We start from the raw sequence: 18,763 nt of genomic DNA on the forward strand, positions 1-18,763 counted from the left end.
AGCAGATCTGCGAAGAAGCCGGATGTACGTTAAACAACGGTTCCTGAGACAAAGGAATAAAGCCTGAAAAATAGCATAACGGTACATAACAGAAACAAAAAACAAAGCAGGAAATGATGAATGAGTTGCATTTTTCGCGGATCCACTGCCAGGCCAGACAGAGGCAACTTTTAATTGTGCCGGTTGGCTGGCCTGGGTGGAGCTGCGAAAGGTAATCTTCGGAGCCGCAATATGCCGCTCGGCGTGATGTGATTCTGTATGAAAGAAAGTGTCAGCGTTTATCTGACAGCAATAATAGACAGCAATAATATTCAGAAATCGGTTGAGATTTCCGACCGGATATAGTATACTTTTTGTAAGAAACCAATCGTGATTTCTTTTCTTTTTATCAAAGACTACTATTGCAATAGTATAAATTGTTTCACACAATTAAGACGATTTGAAACAGGGATGGAGAGACGCAGTGAAAAGGATCGGACATGGAAGGCAATGGGGAATTTTTTTCCTGGTTTTTGGAATCCTCCTGGGACTGGGCGGATGCAAAAAAGAAACCACGGAAACGGTGGCTGATGATTCCGTAAGCCTGATGGACTGGTGTTATACATCGGAGGGACTGCTGTACCAGAGAGCAAAAGGCGGAGCGGATGGGATCGGCAGAGTCGAATATTATGATTATGAGACAGGAGCATATCTGCCGTTATGTGCAAAGGCAAACTGCCTCCATCAGGACGAGGAATGTATGGCTGTTTATCTGGGGCAGAATGCAGAGCAGATCGGACGGTGCGGAGGGAACTGGTACTACCATGTGACGGAGGCAGATGGGACAGGAAGCTTCCGGCGCTGCGAGCTGGACGGATCCGGCGAGGTGACGGTTGGAGCATTCCCGCATCGGCTTGGATGGAAAGCAGTTTATGAAGCGAACAGCTGTATTACACTGACCTGGGACCTTGTGCTGGATGAAACAAAAAATGAAGTTATATATCGAAGCGGGATCTATCGGATCAATCTGGAAAACGGAAAGGCGGAGCCTTTGCTTTCGGAGACAGAGAGTGATGATATGGCCTATGAATTGTACGGGATATATGGAAAGCTGCTTGTTTACGGAGAAAAGGAGCAGTTTGGGTATCGGGCCGGTGTGTATCATCTGGACACGGGTGAAACAGACGGGCTGTTTCAGGGACAGGAGGTACTGGCAGGGAATCTGAAAAATATGGATGGAAGCCGGCTGCTTTGTGCAGTCCGTGAAAATGGATCATATACAGTGAAACTGATCGACATGGATTCCATGGAGGAAAAAACCGTCATGGAGGGACTGAGCGCCGGGCCGGTATTCTGTGCGGACGGCGGGGAGCTGCTTATGAGTATGCCGGAAGAGACGAAAGCAGAAACCTCGTGGAGCATTTACCGGATTCAGGAAGACGGAGCCTGTGAGAAAATCCGGATGGAAACCGGGGACAGTGCAGTGATTCCGATTGCTGTGACAGAGAAACAGGTGGTGGGACGGCCATGCAATGACGAGACACAGGCGCTGGCGGTTATGCCGCGGGAGGAATTTCTGAAAGGAAGCGGAAGCTGGGAAGAACGAAAGGCAGAGTGATCTAGGGAGAAAACCTTACGGAATCGTAACGTGATTTTTAGAGGAGGCTGTGTCATACTGGAAGAAACAGGAGGTGGAGCAGATGAGAAAAAAGTGCGGATTGTTTATATTGGGAATGCTTATTGCTGGACTGTTTGTGATGGTTAAAATATATAAAAGCAGCACAAAAATAATTACCCTTTCCTGGGCAGTATTTGATTCTCCATACGATTATTCTGTTGCAGAGCAGGCGTTAAATAAGAATCTGGAGAAAAAGAATTATCCATATGAAATAAAATTTATGAATTTCTCCATGGATTATGAAAAAACATATGCGGAGAATTTTGATGCTTACATGGAATTTATAAAACAGGAGAACATTGATCTGGTAAATTGTCCTGGAATCTGGGGAGCGTATGATGTGTATGCAATGATGATTCAGAACAAGATGCTGGAACCGTTGGATTATTGCATCAATAAAACAGATATTGGAAAAGCACTTTATGAAAGTTATCCGGAAAAACTTTGGGAAACCATGAAAGATGGCGGTAAGATTTACGGAGTTTTAACGCCGTACACAAATTTAAATTATTATGCAGTAATTAAGGCTGAGTACGGTCAAAAATATGGAATAGGAAAAGAAGAGTTATCTATACAAACATTGAAAAAAATTCTTTTAAAAGCGCAGAAAGAAGAGGAGGCTGCGGGGAATGAAGCGTTTATAGCAGGTGTGTCCCTTCCGTATTATCATTTTGCGGCGAATTATGAATATACAGTATGTAATTTTGTGGAAGTTAGTACGGACGAGAATATAAAGGCTGTAAATATTTTGCAGGAGCCAATGTATGAAAACTGGTTAAAGGATATAAATCAGATTTATTTAGCCGGTGCGCTGGCAGATGAAAAAGATTATTGGGAGAAGCTGGAAAATGGAGAGTTTTTGATGGTAGGAGGATATTCTTACAGTTCAGAAGCTACGGTCGAAGCAATTCGGGCTGCATATGGAATACCGGAAGAGTGTGAGCTGTATGCGGTAGAAATGCCGGAACTCAAGAACCCATTAAATGGATCAGGAATGAAAAATGCTGTATCTGCAAACAGTGGGAATAAAGAAAAGGCAGCAGAAGTACTTGCAGCAATTTATTCTGATTCAGAGCTATCCAATGCGATCGTATATGGAGAAGAGGGAGTAAGTTATACAAATAAAGATGGATTTGCAATATATACGGATGATTACGCCGAAACGGGAATGTTTTTGCAGGAAGCATTTGGAAATCCGTTTCTCGTGTATCCAGGCCAGAATGATATTGCTGATAAGCAGCAGAGATTATGGGAGGCAATGGAAAATGCGGAACTTTCTAAATTAGCTGGATTTCACTTTAATATGGAGCAGATAGGAGAAACGATTCAAGAGTTAAATACCATATCGATGAAGAATCAGCTATTGTATGGAAAAACAAAGGATCTGCAGACAGATCTGGAAAAGGCACGGGAAGAAGCTGATAAAGCAGGAATAGAAAGTATTGTGGAAGAAATGAATAGACAGTTGTCGGATTGGTAACGGGAATGGGAGGAGAGCGTATATGAAAAGAAGAACTGTGATATGGATAGCCGTGTTCGCTCTGCTCGGAAATTTCGGATGCGGAACGAAAAAGGTGGTGGAAGAAAAAAGAGATGAAAAACAAACAGATGATTCGGAATGGCAGGTAAATATGTGTTATATGGAATCAGGATTTTTGTATAAAAACCCAGATTCCGGAAAAATGGAATATTATGATTATCAGACTCGAAAATACAGGCCATTATGTGCGGAACCCAATTGTGAGCATAAAACAGAAGAATGTGAGGCTGTTTATTTGGCTGAAAAGGCAGATTTTATTGGGAGATATAAGGAGCGATGGTATTATTTTTGTGAAGGTGAAGAAGGTGAACGGGCCTTTTATTCCTGCGATTTAGATGGGGCAGGGGAAAAGAAAATTGGAGAGTTTGCCCATCATGGCGGGACGTTTGCTGCCAGTAAAGTAATTTTTTCGGAAGGAAGCTGTCTGATTGCTACATGTGAGGATGTTTTAGATGAAAAAACATATGAGTGGACCGGAAAGGTAATCAGCGGTATTTATCGATTCAATCTGGAAACAGGAGAAGAGACTGTTTTTTGTGAGGAAAAAGAAAATACAAGACCATCTTATTGTATTTATGGAATGGTAGAAGGGAAATTACTTTATACAGAATGGAATGATCAGGGATGCATGGTGAAAGCAAAAGATTTGGAAAGTGGAGAAGAACAGATTATTCAGAATAGTGGAGTTATAGTTCAAGCGGCAGGAACAGATAATGGAATTGTTTTTCAAATACAGGAAAATGGAAAGTATGAACTTAAAGAAGTAGATATGAAACATAAAACAGAAGCAAGTATAGAAATGGAGGAGGCGGTAGGAGATATTTTCTGGTCTGATGAAATAAAATCAGCGATTGCGTATGACGAAAAAGGATTGGAAAGTCGAATTTATTTGTATGAAGAGCAAAAAAAAGCATTTGAATTGATTCGGCAGGTAAAAAGTGAAGAAACTTTTGTACCGTGTAAAAGCCGAGGGGAAATGCTAATTGGCAGGGATGCGGATGGAATAGCAGTCATGTCCGAGAAAGACTATCTGGCCGGAAAGACAACATGGGAAAAACTGAAGGCGGAGTAATTGAACGTACATCCCAGGGAGGGCATTATGAAGCTGGAGATTTGTTCGCTGGTTAAGAATTACGGAAAGAAGCAGGCGTTAAAGGGAATCAATGCGGTGCTGTCGGAGGGTGTTTATGGATTTCTCGGACCAAACGGGGCCGGAAAAAGCACCTTTATGAACATTCTGACGGGAAATTTGAAGGCAACCTCCGGCGAGATCCGTTATAACGGAGAGGAGATCGGGAAGCTGGGGCGGGAGTTCCGGGCAGTTCTGGGCTATATGCCACAGCAGCAGGCCCTTTATCCGAATTTCACGGCGGTGGGCTTTCTGTCCTATGTGGCGGCGCTTCGGGATATGAAGAAGGCGGAGGCGCGGGAACGGATTCCGAAGGTGCTGGAGCAGGTGGGGCTTTCGGAGGTGGCGGGAGATAAGATCCGATCCTTTTCCGGCGGCATGAAGCAGCGGCTTCTGATCGCACAGGCCGTTCTGGCGGATCCGAAGATCCTGGTGCTGGACGAGCCGACGGCGGGGCTGGATCCAAAGCAGCGGATCGCGATCCGGAATCTGATCGCGGAAATCTCGGCGGGAAAGATCGTTCTGATCGCCACCCATGTGGTGACAGACGTGGAATCGGCGGCCAACCGGATCCTGCTGATCCGTGAGGGCGAGCTTCTGGCGGATTCCACCAGAGAGGAGCTGACGGCGTCTCTGGCGGGGCAGGTCTGGGAGATCCGGATTCCGGAAAGCGAGCTTGGTGCCATCGAAAAACGGGAGGATTTTCTTCTGGGGAACATATCCAGAGAGGGGGAAACGCTGTTTGTCCGCCTGATCTCGGAGCATGAGCCGGAGGGGCTTCCCCACAGTGCGGTGCGGCCGGGACTGGAGGACGTGTATCTGTACTATTTCAAGGAGTAGGAGGCGCCTATGGGGAAACTGTTCATTTATGAGGGCAAAAAGCTGTTTTCCAGACGGCTGATCCCTGCGCTGATCCTGTTTCTGTTTCTGTTTAACGGGCTCATGGTTTATCGGGAAAGCCGGACAAGGGTGGGCTGGTATTATAAGAAAACCGACGTAGGGCGGGTGTATGACGATCTTTCGGGCATGACGGCGCCGGAGGCGGAGGTGTGGCTTTCGGAGCGGCTGGACTATTTAAAGGCAGTAGCGGTCTGGCGGGAGTGGGCAGACAATGCGGAGGCCTGGAATGAGGAGGACCGGGCGGCCTTTAAGGAACGGAACCGGGAAATTTTAAGCCGCTATCCCGATCTGGACATTGAGGAAAGCAGCCTCCGGTATCTGAGAAGCTTTTACAATGAACAGCATCTGCTGTCGGAGATCCTGGAGCAGGTTTCGGCAGTGGCCCATTATGAGGATTACCTGAACCGGATCGGTGAGGAGGCGAAGATCATGACCTCTTCCTCGCTGTTTGGAAAGCCGGGGACGTTTTCTTATCGGAATATCGAGAAAACGCCGCCGGTCTATGAGCATTTAAAGGGAACGGTGCTTCCGGCGGAGGATTCGGAGGGCATGCTCTTAGCAACCGGCTCGAGGATCACGGATCTTCTTCTGCTCTGTCTGTTTGTGGTCCTGGGGCTGTCCATGCTGATCGGTGAACGGGAGGATGGGACGCTTCTGCTGATCAAGCCCATGAAGCGGGGCTATCTCGATACCATCGCAGCGAAGCTTGCTCTGATGTTATGTCTGGCGGCGGCCGGGACGGTTCTGTTTTATGGAATGGATTTTCTCCTTGCAGAAAAAACGCTGGGACTGGGAGATTTAAGCCGGCCGGTTCAGAGCCTGCGGGGCTTTTTAACTTCGCCCTATGCCATGACGGCCGGACAGTATCTGGCGGGATTCTTACTGGCAAAGGTGGGGGCGGCGCTTGTGTACGGAGCGCTGATCTTCTGTCTGGGGACTGTGTTTAAAAATGCGCTGAGTGCCTGTCTTGCCATGGGCGGCGTGCTGGCGCTGGAATTTCTTCTGTACCTGACCATCGGGATCCATTCCTGGCTGAGCCCGTTAAAGATCCTGAATCTGGTCTGCCTGGCGGATACAGGATGGTTTTTTGCCGATTATCTGAATATGAATATTGCCGGTTATCCGGTCAATATCGTTCCGGTCTGCATGGGAACTGCGCTGCTGGTCTTTGGGCTCTCGGTATTTTTTGCACTCCGCCGGTTCGTGACGGAGACCTCGGCCCTGAGCCGTGAGAGCAGGCTTCTTGCCCTTTTTAAGCGGCGTGGAAAAAAGCGGCGGAGACGGAAGCTTCGGATCCGGGTGGGGCTGTTCGGAAAGGAAGGATTCAAGATTTTTTTCATGGAGCACGCCTGGATTCTGCTGGTGCTGTTCGCCCTGATCCAGTGGAACAGCTATCGGGATTTCCGGATCTATACGGATGCCGATGAAAATTTTTACCGGTATTATGTCACAAAGGCAGAGGGGAAAACGCTTCCGGAGACGGCGGTTCTTTACCAGGAGGAATATGACCGGTTTGAAGAACTGGCGAAGGAGATGGAGCAGCAGACGAAGGACTATGCGGCGGGAAAGCTTTCCTATATGGATTATCAGGACGCGGCAGCCCTTTATCAGGCAAAGACCAGAGGACAGATCGGCTTTGAGCGGGCGGCAGGCCAGTATGAATATGTGCTTTCTATGACCCGTGAGGGTGATCGGGCAGAGCTGTTTTATGACAGTGGCTGGGATGCGCTTTTTAACCAGATGGGACGGCGGGAGGATGTCATGAACGCCGGAAAGCTTTGCTTTTTCCTGGTGCTTGGGCTGGCGGCCGTTTTTTCTGTAGAGAAAAGCTCCGGAATGATCCAGCTCCAGCATGCGTATCTTCGCGGGCGGAGCGGTGTCTGCGCCGGGAAATTCTTATCCGGTGCCATTTACGGGACGGCGGCTTATGTGATCGCTTATCTGCCCCGGTATCTGACGGTGTTCCATGCCTATGGGAGATCCGGGCTTACGGCACCGCTTCGGAGCCTTTCGGAGCTGTCGGCAGTTCCGTTCAATGTACCGCTCTGGGCCTATCTGGCTCTGGTGGGGCTTTCCAGATATCTCGGTATGCTGGCGGCTGCAGGACTGATCCTCTGGCTGTCGGCGAGGACGGGGAACATGATCCATACGATCCTGATTTCTCTGCTGATCCTTCTGCTCCCGGTATTTCTGTATCTGATGGGGCTCATGGGAGAGCCGGCGTTTTCCTTTCTTCCCATGATGACCGGGGCGGATATGTATCGGATCACGGCAGGACGGCTTCTTTACTGGGGCGCGGCGCTGGGAATTGGGCTGTGGTTCTATTTTCAGACCTATGAGGAGGGGAGTGTATCATGAAGATCAAAAAGAAATGGCTGGTGTTCGGGCTGATCCTGCTGTTCCTTCTGGGAGCCGGGATCGGGATTCTTCTGAAAAATCCGGCAGCGCAGCAGACCGCGGAGAGTGCGGCTGTTCCGGTGCAGTCAGTGGCGGCGGTTACGGGCTGTCTGGATAAGCTGGATGTGCGGAACCGGTTTTTAGGCATGGTGCTCCCTATGGAAACGGTAGAGATCCGGCTGGATGAGGGACGGGAGACCGGAGGACTCCTTGTGGAGCCGGGTTCTCGTGTGGAAGCCGGGGCGGTACTGGCGATTTACGATAATACAAATCTGTCTCTGGAACGGGAGGAGCTGATCCTTTCGAAGGAGCAGGCAGAGCTGAATGCCTCCTCTCTGGAAACGCAGCGGAGGTCTCTGGAAAAGAGTCGGAGAGAGGCTCAGACGAAGGAGGAACGGGAGAGTCTGGAGCTTCAGCTCCTGGAGCTGAAAGCCCAGTCGGAGCAGGCGTCCTTTGAGATTCGCAGTAAGGAGCGGGAGATTGCAGTCCTGGAGCAGAAGCTTTCTCAGACCCAGGTGACGGCCCCCTGTGCCGGGATCATTACGGCGGTGGGGGAGGACGGAAAGAGCCTGACGCTTGTTTCGGAGGGTACCTATGAGCTGACGTTTTCGGTCAGTGAGGAGGAAGTGAAGTCCTTTTCCGGCGGCGCGGCAGTCACAGTCACAGACCGGAAGGGGGAAAGCGGCTGCGAGGGAATTGTCAGCAGGGTGGAGACAGGAAATCCTCAGGAAAACGGCGGTTTATCCGAGTATCAGGTTCATGCGGTTCTGGAGGGGGCGGAGCAGTTTTTCCCGGGACAGCATGTTTATGCAGAGCTAAAAAACGAAGCAGGCTCTGTTTTAGACAGTCAAAACAGTTCTGCGGAGAAGCCCTCTGAGCCCTTGTCTGTCACAGAAATCATTCTTCTTCCGGAGGGCTACATTTCTGATCTGGACGGATCCCCCTGGGTCTGGGCAGCAGGCCGGGACGGGCGGCTGGAAAAGCGTACAGTGACCCTTGGTGCATATAATGACCGGCACAGTGCCTGTGAGATCACCGGCGGCCTTTCCATAACGGATTATGTGGCATGGCCGGGCGCAAATCTCCGGGAGGGACAGCAGGCGGATTTCGGAGAGGAGGGCTGAGCATGAACGTCATGAAAGCATGGAAGCGGAGGATCCTTTTTGGCCTCCTGTTTTTCGCAGTCCTGCTCCTTGGAATCATAAGCGGTCTTCTGTTTTTTCGGAAAATCCCCAAGGAGACGGCAGTGCCTGTCTGCTCGGTGGAAGCGCTTCGGGACAGACAGTGGTCATCGGCAAAGACCGTGGAGGCGAAGGCAGTTTCTGGGATGGTAAAGTCCTATTATGAGACGCAGGAGCGTCCGGTGGCAGAGGTGTATGTATGCGCCGGACAGTCGGTGGCAGCCGGGGAGGCACTTCTTCGCTATGACAGTTCAGGGCTTCAGGAGGAATGGAACCGGACGGAGCTCACCCGGAAAAACGAGGAGATCTATCTGGGGCGGCTGGCGGCCTATATTCTGACCCTGAAGCAGACGAGGCCGGTCATGGACGGGCTTGGTCGTGGGATGGATTCCAACCTGTTTACCGTAAGCTATGAGACGGAAACAAATCGTGAAGCCGGTCCTGAAACCGATCTGAAAATCAATCAGGAAGAGAATCAGAAAACCGATCCTGAAACGATTCGGGGCCGGGAGGAAGTACCTGTGGTTTATGAGCGGATCACGGCGGAGAGCATTCCCTTTCAGGGAAGGGGAACGGCGGAGGATCCCTGTTCCTATTATCTGAAACGTGGAGGCGAGGTGGAGGCGGCAGTCCTGGTGTCTCTTATGAGGCTGGAAAAATGCGGGCAGTTTGTGATCGTGGAAAATGAGGAGACGCTGGATGCACCGTTACTTATCTGGAAGTTTGACGGGAAAGCATATGAAGAAGCCGTAAAGGGAGAGACCGATCCCTCTCAGCCGGAGGAGGAGAAGGAGACGACGAAGCCGGAAGAGGAGAAGGAGCCGATGAAGCCGGAGGAAAGTAATCCCTCTCAGCCGGGAGAAGAGAAGGAGCCGACGAAGCCGGAGGAAAGTGATCCGTCTCAATCGGGAGAAGAGACAGGGCCGGCAAAATCGGAGGAGACCGAACCCGCCCAGTCCGGCAGGGAAACACTGCCTCAGCCGGAGGAACCGGAAATCCCGGATTTTGACGGAGTGTTTGATGACGGACAGCTTGAGGAGGCTTTAGGCGGTCTGGAGGAACCGAAGGGTTATACAAAGGAAGAGCTGGCAAAGCTGTTAAGCGACCGGCTTCTGGAATATGAAAAGCTGGAGCTGGCAATTCGGAAAAAAGAGGCGGCCTTAAAGGCACTGGAAAAGGAAATCGCGGCGTGTACGGTGACTGCTTCACAGGCAGGAACGGCATCGGAGGTCCGGACACCGGAGGAGGCCGCTCATTTCGGACAGCCGGTGCTGACCTTTCAGGGAGCAGAGGGTGTCCATATCGAGGGACTTCTCGGAGAAGCGCTGTTTGAGAACGTTTTCGGAGGAGAAGCGGTGACGGTCCTTCTGGAGCGGGACGGAAAGCTGGTTTCTCTGGAGGCGGAGCTTTCTTCCGTTTCGAGAGAGCCGGAGGAGACGGAAAGCAGCAGCGGAAATCCGGCTATGAGCTGCTACCGTTTCCGGGCATCGGCAGCAAAACAGGTTCTCCGCGCGGGCGAACCGGTCAGTGTTTTGTTTCCGTCCGGGGAAGAAAAATCGGGGACTCTGGTGATTCCCGCAGAAATGATCTTTTATGAGCATGGGCAGGCCTTTGCCTATGTTATGGGAGCAGATGAACGGCTGGAAAAACGGGCAGTGGAGACCGGAAGAACCATTCTCGGAACAAAGCTCGAGATCTGTTCCGGCCTGGCGGAAACCGATTATCTGGCAGAGCCGGGAGCGGATGGGGTAAAGACCGGGGCAAAGGCACGGATCGTTTACGGAACAGAGATGGAGATCGGGCCGGAGGAAACCACAGAGACGGCGGAGCCGCTGACAGAGGCCGTGCCGGAGACGACAGAATGAAAGCAGAGCATACCGGAGACGACAGAATGAAAGCAGAGTGTGCCGGAGCGTAGGATGACGGAGCATTTTTAAAAGGAGGAGTCATGAAGAACAAACGAATGATCGCAGGGCTTGGGCTCCTGATTTTTATCGCCGGAATCGGAGGTCTCTGTTTTTTCCTGGGACGACAGAGCGGGAAAAAGCAGACCGCCGATTCCGGCGGAAGGGTATCGGCGAGTAACGAAAATGGCCGTTCCGGAGAAAATAACCGGCCGGATGGAAACGGAGAGGAGAAAACAGCCGTTTCCTTCGGCGGTCTGTTCGGCTCGGATTCGGCGGCACTGGCCCTCTGTGAAAACGGAATCAGGTGCAGCGTTGCGGTATCCGAAACCGGCGGCTCCGGAAGCAGGCGCTTAAATGACCTGGCGGATCAGATGGAACCGATTCTTTCGGAGACAGACGGGATCGCGGAGGCGGAAGCCTTTTACTGGCGGGAGGCCGGAGATACGGTCTGGCGCAAAACGGCGGCTTTGGAGGGCGGAAGTGTCATCGGCGCCGGGAAAGATTTCTTTTCGGCTGCCGATCTCTATATTATCGAGGGGCGCGGCCTGACGGAAAAAGACCAGACAGACGGCGTGCGTGCGGCAGTGCTCAATGAGCGCGCCAGACAACAGCTTTTTGACGGGAAGGAAGCGCTGGGTGGAATGATCGAGGTAAACGGGATCCCTTATCAGGTCGTCGGAATTGCGGAAACGGGGGCAGAGAAGGCAGGAAGCGGTCTGGTTGTGATCCCGGAAAGCACCTGGGCACAGGTGTATGCTCTGGAGGAGCCGAAGGCAATGGCGATACGGCTGGATCGGGAAAACGCTGCAGAGGAAAGGAAGAAGGATTCCGGACAGATATGGGCGGAAGAGACAGCAGAGTATGCCTGCCGGATGATGAACAGCATGATCCCGGAGGGAGAACCGGGACAGTATGCGGTGCAGTGAAGAGACCGGGATGAATTCTGTTAAGAAGTTATCATTTTCGGTAAAACAAGGGTTGATTTTTTTAAGATGCGTGCTATAATACATCTGTCTGAAAACGGAATAAGGAAGCAGATGGTGCCGCAGCCATGCGGAGAATAGGGAAACAGGTGAAAGGCCTGTGCGATCTCGTCACTGTATACAGGAGGGTACTGCCAGTATGTCACTGAGTCATCGGGAAGACGGCGGTATGCGTTTGAACTGTAAGCCAGGAGACCTGCCATTCTGTGATACAGGAACAAGGTGTTCCGGGTCACGAGGATTTGATCCAGTATCGAATAAAACGATAACAAGGGGAATCCAGCGTGAAGTTTACGCTGGATTTTTATATTGAGATTTTTTTTCAGCATCACGGCCTGTATTCTGAAGGATCCGCTTTTCGGAAAACAAAAAAACAAAGATACGAGGAGAAAACGAAGATGAAAAGAAAACTCACAGCAGTTCTCTGCATTTCTGTTCTGACAGCATCTGTGCTGGCAGGCTGCGGAAAGAAGCAGAGCGAGACAACAGCAGCAGAAACCACAAAGGCTGCAGAGACGACAACTGAGGCACAGGAAACAGAGACAGAAGCAAAGGCAAACGATGATCAGGCAGCAGCCGATCATGTAGCTGAGCTGATCGATGCCATCTATGTGCAGACAAGAAACGACCAGACCGATGAGCAGTGCAAGGCAGCAAAGGAAGCATGGGATGCGTTAACGGATGCACAGAAGGAGCTGGTAGAGGGCGAGAACGCAGATCCTGATTATTTCGGAAGAGATACCGGCGATGCCTCCAAGGATGATCCCAGAAACCAGGACGAGATCGGTGAGAATGAGCTTCTGGTTGTAAGCTTCGGTACCTCCTTTAATGACAGCCGTGTAAAGGATATCAAGGGGATCGAGGATGCGCTTCAGGAAGCAAATCCTGACTGGTCCGTAAGAAGAGCATTTACTGCTCAGATCATCATCAACCATATCCAGGCCCGTGACGATGAGCACATCGACAACATGGAGCAGGCGCTGGAGCGTGCTGTAAACAACGGCGTAAAGAATCTGGTCGTTCAGCCGACGCACTTAATGCATGGCGCAGAGTATGACGAGCTGATGGAAACCGTTGAGGCATATAAGGATAAATTCGAGTCTGTAAAGGTCGCAGAGCCCCTGCTCGGCGAAGTGGGAGAGGATGAGACCGTTGTAAATGCAGACAAGAAGGCTGTTGCAGAAGCCGTTACCGCAGAAGCAGTAAAGACCGCAGGCTTTGATTCTCTGGATGCAGCAAAGGAGGACGGTGTGGCATTCGTATTCATGGGCCACGGAACCTCTCATAATGCAAAGGTTTCCTATACCCAGATGCAGACTCAGATGAAGGAGCTTGGCTATGAGAACGTCTTCATCGGAACCGTTGAGGGTGAGCCTGAGGAGACTGCATGCGAGGCAGTGATCGAGGCAGCTTCCGCTGCCGGCTACAAGAAGATCATTCTTCGTCCTCTGATGGTTGTAGCAGGCGATCATGCAAACAACGATATGGCTGGTGAGGATGACGATTCCTGGAAGAGCCAGTTTGAAGCATCCGGAAAGTTTGACAGCATTGACTGCCAGATCGCAGGCCTGGGCGAGATCGATGCTATCCAGGCGCTTTATGTTGCACATACTGCTGACGCGCTTGCAAAATAATTGAGACATCAGCAATAGGAGAATCAGATATGAAACGAAAACTCACAGTGATCCTGTGTGCTTCCGCCCTGACAGCGCTGCTGCTGTCAGGCTGCGGAACCAAGAAGAATGAAACAACTGCGGCAGCGGAAACAACCGTGGCAGCAGAAACAACAATCGAAGAGACAGAGACAGCGACCGAAGAGACTGCCACAGAGGCGGCAACGGAGGCATCGAAAACAGCAGCGCTGGAGGACGGAACCTACGAAGCGGAGTTCAATACTGACAGCAGTATGTTCCACGCGAATGAAGCATGCGACGGAAAAGGAACCCTGACCGTTGAAAACGGTGTTATGACGCTTCATGTATCGCTGGTTTCCAAGAGCATTGTCAATCTGTTCCCCGGAACGGCCGCAGATGCCCAGAAGGAGGGTGCAGAGCTGCTGCAGCCGACCACCGATACAGTAACCTACAAAGGTGGTTCGACCGAAGAGGTATACGGGTTTGATATTCCGGTTCCGGCTCTTGATGAAGAGTTTGATCTGGCCTTGATCGGGAAAAAAGGAAAGTGGTATGACCATAAGGTGAGCGTATCGAATCCGGTAAAGGCAGAGGAATAAACAGGATTGTCCCTGAATGACAGATAGTTCATAGAAAGTTCATGCCCCGGAAAGCGTTTCCGGGGCATAAAAAATCTCCTGTTTTGACGAGGAACAGGAGATTTTTTATATAATAGTAAAAAGGGAGGAGAGCTGATAACTCAGCTCGGTATGAAAAAAAGTTTTCGCAACAGCTAAATGCTTTGCTCAAATCTTTGTGAATGTCTTGTCTGTTTCTTATGGTTACAGTATAGGTGGGAAACGTGAAGAAATCGTGCCCAGACTGTAAAAAGATTTTGAATGATATTTGAACAAAATATGAACACGAAAGAGCAGGGATCTCGCTGGATGACGGGATTCTTTCTTGAATGGTTTTTTAGTCTGTGTTATGATGGAGGAGGCAAAGGGGGCAACTAAGCTATGGAGAAGAAAGGAGCCATTCATGGTAATCAATTATAAGTGTCCGTCCTGCGGCGCACCGATGCTGTTTAATCCGGAAACGCAGAAGCTTTCCTGCGATTACTGCGGAACGACGCTTTCCGTTGAAGAGTATAAGAAGCAGTTCGGAGATCCGGAGAAGCGGGAAGAAACGGCTGAGGAGAAAGCAGCGGAAAAAGCGCAGAAGGTAGAAACCGAAGAGGAGGGAGCAAAGGCCGAGGGCGAAACCGGACCCTCCATGAAGGTGAAGCGTTATATCTGTCCGTCCTGCGGTGCAGAGGTGGTGACAGATGAACTGACGGCGGCAACCATGTGCAGCTTCTGCGGAAATACAACGCTGATGGAGGATGTGCTGGAGGAGAAATGCCCGGTGGAGGTCATTCCGTTTAAGATCACAAAGGAGCAGGCGCTGGAGAAGTTCAAGGCATGGACAAAGAAGGGCCTGTTTACACCGAAGGATTTTAAGAGTGCAAATACCATGGAAAAGATGACCGGGATCTACGTTCCGTTCTGGCTGGTAGATTATAAGGCGAATGTAAAGCTTCATGCCCATTGTACCAGAACCCGGACGACAAGAACCCGCGACATGGAATACATATACACCGACCATTTTGATGTACGGCGTGATGTGGATGCCGGTTATACAAAGATTCCTATGGACGCCTCCGAAAAGATGGAGGATAAGACCATGGATCTTCTGGAGCCGTTCCACTATGAGGATCTGAAAAAATTTGAAATGCCGTATCTTTCCGGTTATCTGGCTGAGGTATATTCCCAGACAGATAAGGATATGGAGGAGCGTGGAAAGGGCCGGGTGCGGAAATATGCAGTCGATGAGGCTATGGCAACGATAACAGGCTACAGCGGTGTCAATATCGTTCAGCAGAATCTGAGGATCGATGAGGAAAAGGCGGAGTATGTCATGCTGCCGGTCTGGATGCTCAACTACCGGTATAAAGATAAGACGTATCAGTTTGCCCTTAACGGACAGACAGGAAAGCAGGTGGGTACGCTGCCGCTGAGCAAGGGGCGCATGGCAGGCTTCTTCGGCGGACTGACGGCCGGAATCTGGATTCTGCTGACGTTGATCCATATTATCGGAGGTGTCGTATGAAAAAGCTGAGAAAAATTTCCATGCTTCTGCTGCTGCTTCTGACAGCGGGTACGCTGTTATGCGGCTTCGACAGTGAAGAGCAGAAGGTTTATGATGATGCAGATCTCCTGACAGAGGAGGAGGAAGCAGAGCTTCAGGAGCTGCTGGTGGAGACGGCACAGCGGATCGGGCAGGATCTCATCATAGTAACTACCGATGATGCGGAAGGCAAAAGCTCCATGGAGTATGCCGATGATTTCTTTGATGAGCATGGATTTGGTTATGAAAAATCCAATGGCTCCGGCGTGCTTTACCTGATCGATATGGATAACCGCCAGATCTACATCAGTACAGCCGGAACCGGAATCGAGCAGTATACGGATAATGAGATCGAGAGCACGCTGGATGTGCTGTATGAGCACGTTTCTGATCAGGATTATTACGGCTCCTGTACCGCATTCGTGAAGGAGGCCGAGAAGTGCCTCACCGGCGGCGAGTCGGCGGACAACGGCTATTATGATTCCGAACGGGAGTCTTTCGTTGATTATGACAGCAGCGATTATAAGAAGATCCGCTGGCAGGACAGTCTGGCAGAAGCGTTCCGGCCGGGCACGCTGTTCATGAATCTGGGAATCGCAGCGGTGATCGCCGGAATCATTACGCTGATCATCAGCCATAACCGCAAAACCCAGACGACGGTCAGCAGCAGGACGTATCTGAAGCAGGGCAGCCTTCACCAGAACGAGCATACCGATTTCTTCACGCATACCACCGTTGTGACAAGAAAGATCGAGCATGATAACAATAGCAGCAGTGGCGGAGGAGGCGGCGGTCACAGCTCCAGCCATTCCAGCAGCAGCGGTGCCAGCCACGGAGGCGGCGGAAGAAGCTTCTAAATTAAGAACAGAAGAAGCTTCTGAGGATCAAATCATTTATAAGGAGACAGAATATGGCAGATACAAAGAATCCCATTGTAACGATTGAAATGGAAGACGGAGGCATCATCAAGGCAGAGTTATATCCCGATGTGGCTCCCAATACCGTAAACAACTTCATCAGCCTGGTAAAGAAGGGCTTTTATGACGACCTGATCTTTCACCGTGTGATCCGCGGCTTTATGATCCAGGGAGGCTGCCCGCTGGGACAGGGAACCGGCGGACCCGGATACCAGATTAAGGGTGAGTTTTCCATGAACGGCGTGGAGAATGATCTGGCACATGATCCCGGAGTCCTTTCCATGGCACGGGCCATGCATCCCGATTCTGCAGGCTCCCAGTTCTTCATCATGCATGAGAAGGCGCCTCATCTGGACGGCCAGTATGCAGCCTTCGGAAAGGTGATCGAGGGGATGGATGTGGTAAATGCCATTGCCGAGACACCCACCGGATATGCAGACCGCCCCGTAACACCCCAGAGAATGAAAACGGTCACAGTGGAAACCTTCGGAGTGGAATATCCCGAACCGGAGAAGTGCTGAATAAAACAGGAAGACAGAGAAACCGCCCCGAGAGGATCGAGGCGGTTTCTCCATGTCATACAGTATAGTAATGTGAGGGAAAACAAAATGTCGGCAGTGCCGGTCTGCCTGACAGGGCAACAGAACTGATTTCGTTCCCCCTGTAAGATTGGGGGATCAGGGAGATCGAAAACACTTTGGATCCGGGAAAATAATTCCTGGAAATAAAAAAACGGAATGCCTGTATACAAGCACTCCGTTGTTCTGTATGGTTTCATTATAGGTGGTTTCGGAAAAAAGTCAAAGGTTTTTTGAAAAAAAGATTGTATTTCCTTTCATACAATTTTATACTGGAATAGTACAGAAGACGGCACGAAGGAGGTACCGTATGAATATTGATATCAGAAAAGAGACAGAACAGATCCGCAACTATGTTGTGAACCTGCGAAAGCATTTCCATCAGAATCCGGAGCTTTCCATGGAAGAGTGGGAAACCTCCAAGCGGATCAAGACCGAGCTGGAGGAAATGGAAATTCCTTATATAGAACTGGCAGAGACCGGAGTGATCGGTCATGTGGGAACGGGAGAACCGGTGATCGCGCTGCGGGCTGACATTGACGCCCTTAAAATCGATGAAAAAACCGATGTGGCGTATAAGTCCTGTACGCCCGGTGTCATGCACGCCTGCGGTCATGATGCCCATACAGCGGCCCTTCTTGGCGCAGCAAAGATCCTGAAAGCCCATGAGGAAGAGTTAAACTGTACCATTAAGCTTCTGTTCCAGCCGGCAGAGGAGGTCTGCAGGGGAGCGAAGATGGTCATGGATTCCGGCTATCTGGATCATGTGGAGCAGATCTTCGGGCTTCATGTGTTTGCCGATATTCCGGTGGGATATATCAATATCGAACCGGGGCCGCGGATGGCAGAGTCTGATCTGTTTACGATTACCGTGACCGGGCGGCAGGGCCATGCGGGAAAGCCGCAGCAATGCGTGGATGCAACGGTGGCGGCAGCGGCCGTTATTATGAACCTTCAGCAGATCGTTGCCAGGGAGACGAATCCCATTGACTCGGCGGTGGTCAATATCGGCCATCTGGTCAGCGGAACGGTCCGCAATGTGGTGGCAGGATCGGCATTCATGGAAGGAACGGTGCGGACGTTTTCCAGAGCCGAGGGAAAACGGATCGAGGATGCGGTCAAGCGGGTATCCGTGGGAACCGCGGCGGCGTATCATGCAGTCGCCCATGTGGATTATGTGCTGGCGGCGCATCCGGCGGTGGACAATGATCCTGATGTGGCAGAGATCGCTTACTGCGGCGCCAGAAAGGTGTTTGAGGAACGTGCGTTTCTGGAAGTGCCGAAGATGATGCTGGGCGAGGATTTTTCCGTGTATCAGCAGCGGATCCCCGGAGCCTTTGCCTTTATCGGTGCAGGAAATGAGGAGATGGGGCGGGCCTATCCCAACCACCACGAGAAGTTCAATATTGATGAGCGGGCTGTGACCAATGCCGTGATGGTCCATCTGGCTTATGTTCAGGAGTATGTGAACCGCAGGGCGGAAGCGGCGAAGGGCCATAAGGTGGAGCATGAGGCGGTATTCCCGGAGAAGGGATTAAAGGGCCGGTTCCAGCGGCTGAAAAAGGAAAAAGAAGCGGCAAAGCGGTCGTAAAAGCGAAAAAACCGGAATGCCCGGCAGATGCAGGAAAGAATTGGCGGCTTGTATTTTTATGAGAAATTGTGTATACTTGAAAAAGTACTTCGTATACAAAATACGGGGAAAAACCAAAACAGCGTGTCTGTTCCGTGGGCGGAACCATGAAGAATGATGGAGAAGGCATCCGCCTGTCCGGTTTGCACAGGACAGGCAGAT

Annotated in this window: 14 protein-coding genes and 1 riboswitch; all 14 genes read left to right on the top strand. The window is 50.8% G+C overall.

Annotated features, from left to right (window positions below; all coding sequences use genetic code 11):
* Positions 1-463: 463 nt before the first annotated feature.
* The 14 genes from ACTQ3K_RS04250 (at position 464) to ACTQ3K_RS04315 (ending at position 18,562) form a co-directional block, all read left to right on the top strand.
* Positions 464-1,597, top strand: a complete 1,134-nt coding sequence (locus tag ACTQ3K_RS04250) for a hypothetical protein (protein WP_441565924.1) — start codon at positions 464-466, stop codon at positions 1,595-1,597.
* A 49-nt stretch (positions 1,598-1,646) separates the two neighbouring features.
* Positions 1,647-3,137, top strand: coding sequence for a DUF3502 domain-containing protein (locus ACTQ3K_RS04255; RefSeq protein WP_441578589.1), 1,491 nt, complete (start codon positions 1,647-1,649; stop codon positions 3,135-3,137).
* A gap of 22 nt (positions 3,138-3,159) precedes the next feature.
* Positions 3,160-4,269: a hypothetical protein gene (locus tag ACTQ3K_RS04260; protein WP_441565922.1), complete on the top strand. Its 1,110-nt coding sequence runs from the start codon at positions 3,160-3,162 to the stop codon at positions 4,267-4,269.
* Between the two features lie 27 nt (positions 4,270-4,296).
* On the top strand, positions 4,297-5,166 hold the full coding sequence (locus ACTQ3K_RS04265) for an ABC transporter ATP-binding protein (RefSeq protein WP_441565921.1): 870 nt from the start codon (positions 4,297-4,299) through the stop codon (positions 5,164-5,166).
* A gap of 9 nt (positions 5,167-5,175) precedes the next feature.
* Complete coding sequence (locus ACTQ3K_RS04270) at positions 5,176-7,584, top strand: hypothetical protein (protein WP_441565920.1); 2,409 nt, start codon at positions 5,176-5,178, stop codon at positions 7,582-7,584.
* Positions 7,581-8,747 carry an efflux RND transporter periplasmic adaptor subunit gene (locus ACTQ3K_RS04275; RefSeq protein ID WP_441565919.1) on the top strand — a complete coding sequence of 389 codons (1,167 nt, stop codon included), beginning with the start codon at positions 7,581-7,583 and terminating at the stop codon, positions 8,745-8,747. Before ACTQ3K_RS04270 ends, ACTQ3K_RS04275 begins: the two co-directional genes overlap by 4 nt.
* Positions 8,748-8,749: 2 nt before the next feature.
* Complete coding sequence (locus ACTQ3K_RS04280) at positions 8,750-10,669, top strand: efflux RND transporter periplasmic adaptor subunit (protein ID WP_441565918.1); 1,920 nt, start codon at positions 8,750-8,752, stop codon at positions 10,667-10,669.
* 83 nt (positions 10,670-10,752) lie between these two features.
* On the top strand, positions 10,753-11,637 hold the full coding sequence (locus ACTQ3K_RS04285) for an ABC transporter permease (protein WP_441565917.1): 885 nt from the start codon (positions 10,753-10,755) through the stop codon (positions 11,635-11,637).
* A gap of 98 nt (positions 11,638-11,735) precedes the next feature.
* Positions 11,736-11,912, top strand: a riboswitch (cobalamin riboswitch).
* Between the two features lie 180 nt (positions 11,913-12,092).
* Complete coding sequence (locus ACTQ3K_RS04290; RefSeq protein WP_441565916.1) at positions 12,093-13,328, top strand: sirohydrochlorin cobaltochelatase; 1,236 nt, start codon at positions 12,093-12,095, stop codon at positions 13,326-13,328.
* Between the two features lie 29 nt (positions 13,329-13,357).
* Positions 13,358-13,927, top strand: a complete 570-nt coding sequence (locus ACTQ3K_RS04295; RefSeq protein WP_441565915.1) for a hypothetical protein — start codon at positions 13,358-13,360, stop codon at positions 13,925-13,927.
* A 421-nt stretch (positions 13,928-14,348) separates the two neighbouring features.
* The gene (locus tag ACTQ3K_RS04300; protein WP_441565913.1) at positions 14,349-15,458 is read left to right on the top strand and encodes a hypothetical protein; all 1,110 of its coding nucleotides are present in this window, start codon (positions 14,349-14,351) and stop codon (positions 15,456-15,458) included.
* Positions 15,455-16,333, top strand: a complete 879-nt coding sequence (locus ACTQ3K_RS04305; RefSeq protein ID WP_441565911.1) for a TPM domain-containing protein — start codon at positions 15,455-15,457, stop codon at positions 16,331-16,333. The genes ACTQ3K_RS04300 and ACTQ3K_RS04305 overlap by 4 nt, the downstream gene beginning before the upstream one ends.
* 53 nt (positions 16,334-16,386) lie before the next feature.
* Positions 16,387-16,914, top strand: coding sequence for a peptidylprolyl isomerase (locus ACTQ3K_RS04310; protein WP_441565909.1), 528 nt, complete (start codon positions 16,387-16,389; stop codon positions 16,912-16,914).
* A gap of 367 nt (positions 16,915-17,281) precedes the next feature.
* Positions 17,282-18,562, top strand: coding sequence for an amidohydrolase (locus tag ACTQ3K_RS04315; protein ID WP_441565907.1), 1,281 nt, complete (start codon positions 17,282-17,284; stop codon positions 18,560-18,562).
* Positions 18,563-18,763: the final 201 nt, after the last annotated feature.

The organism is Candidatus Paralachnospira sp. LCP21S3_A2, assembly GCF_052118925.1.
Lineage (GTDB): Bacteria > Bacillota > Clostridia > Lachnospirales > Lachnospiraceae > Lientehia.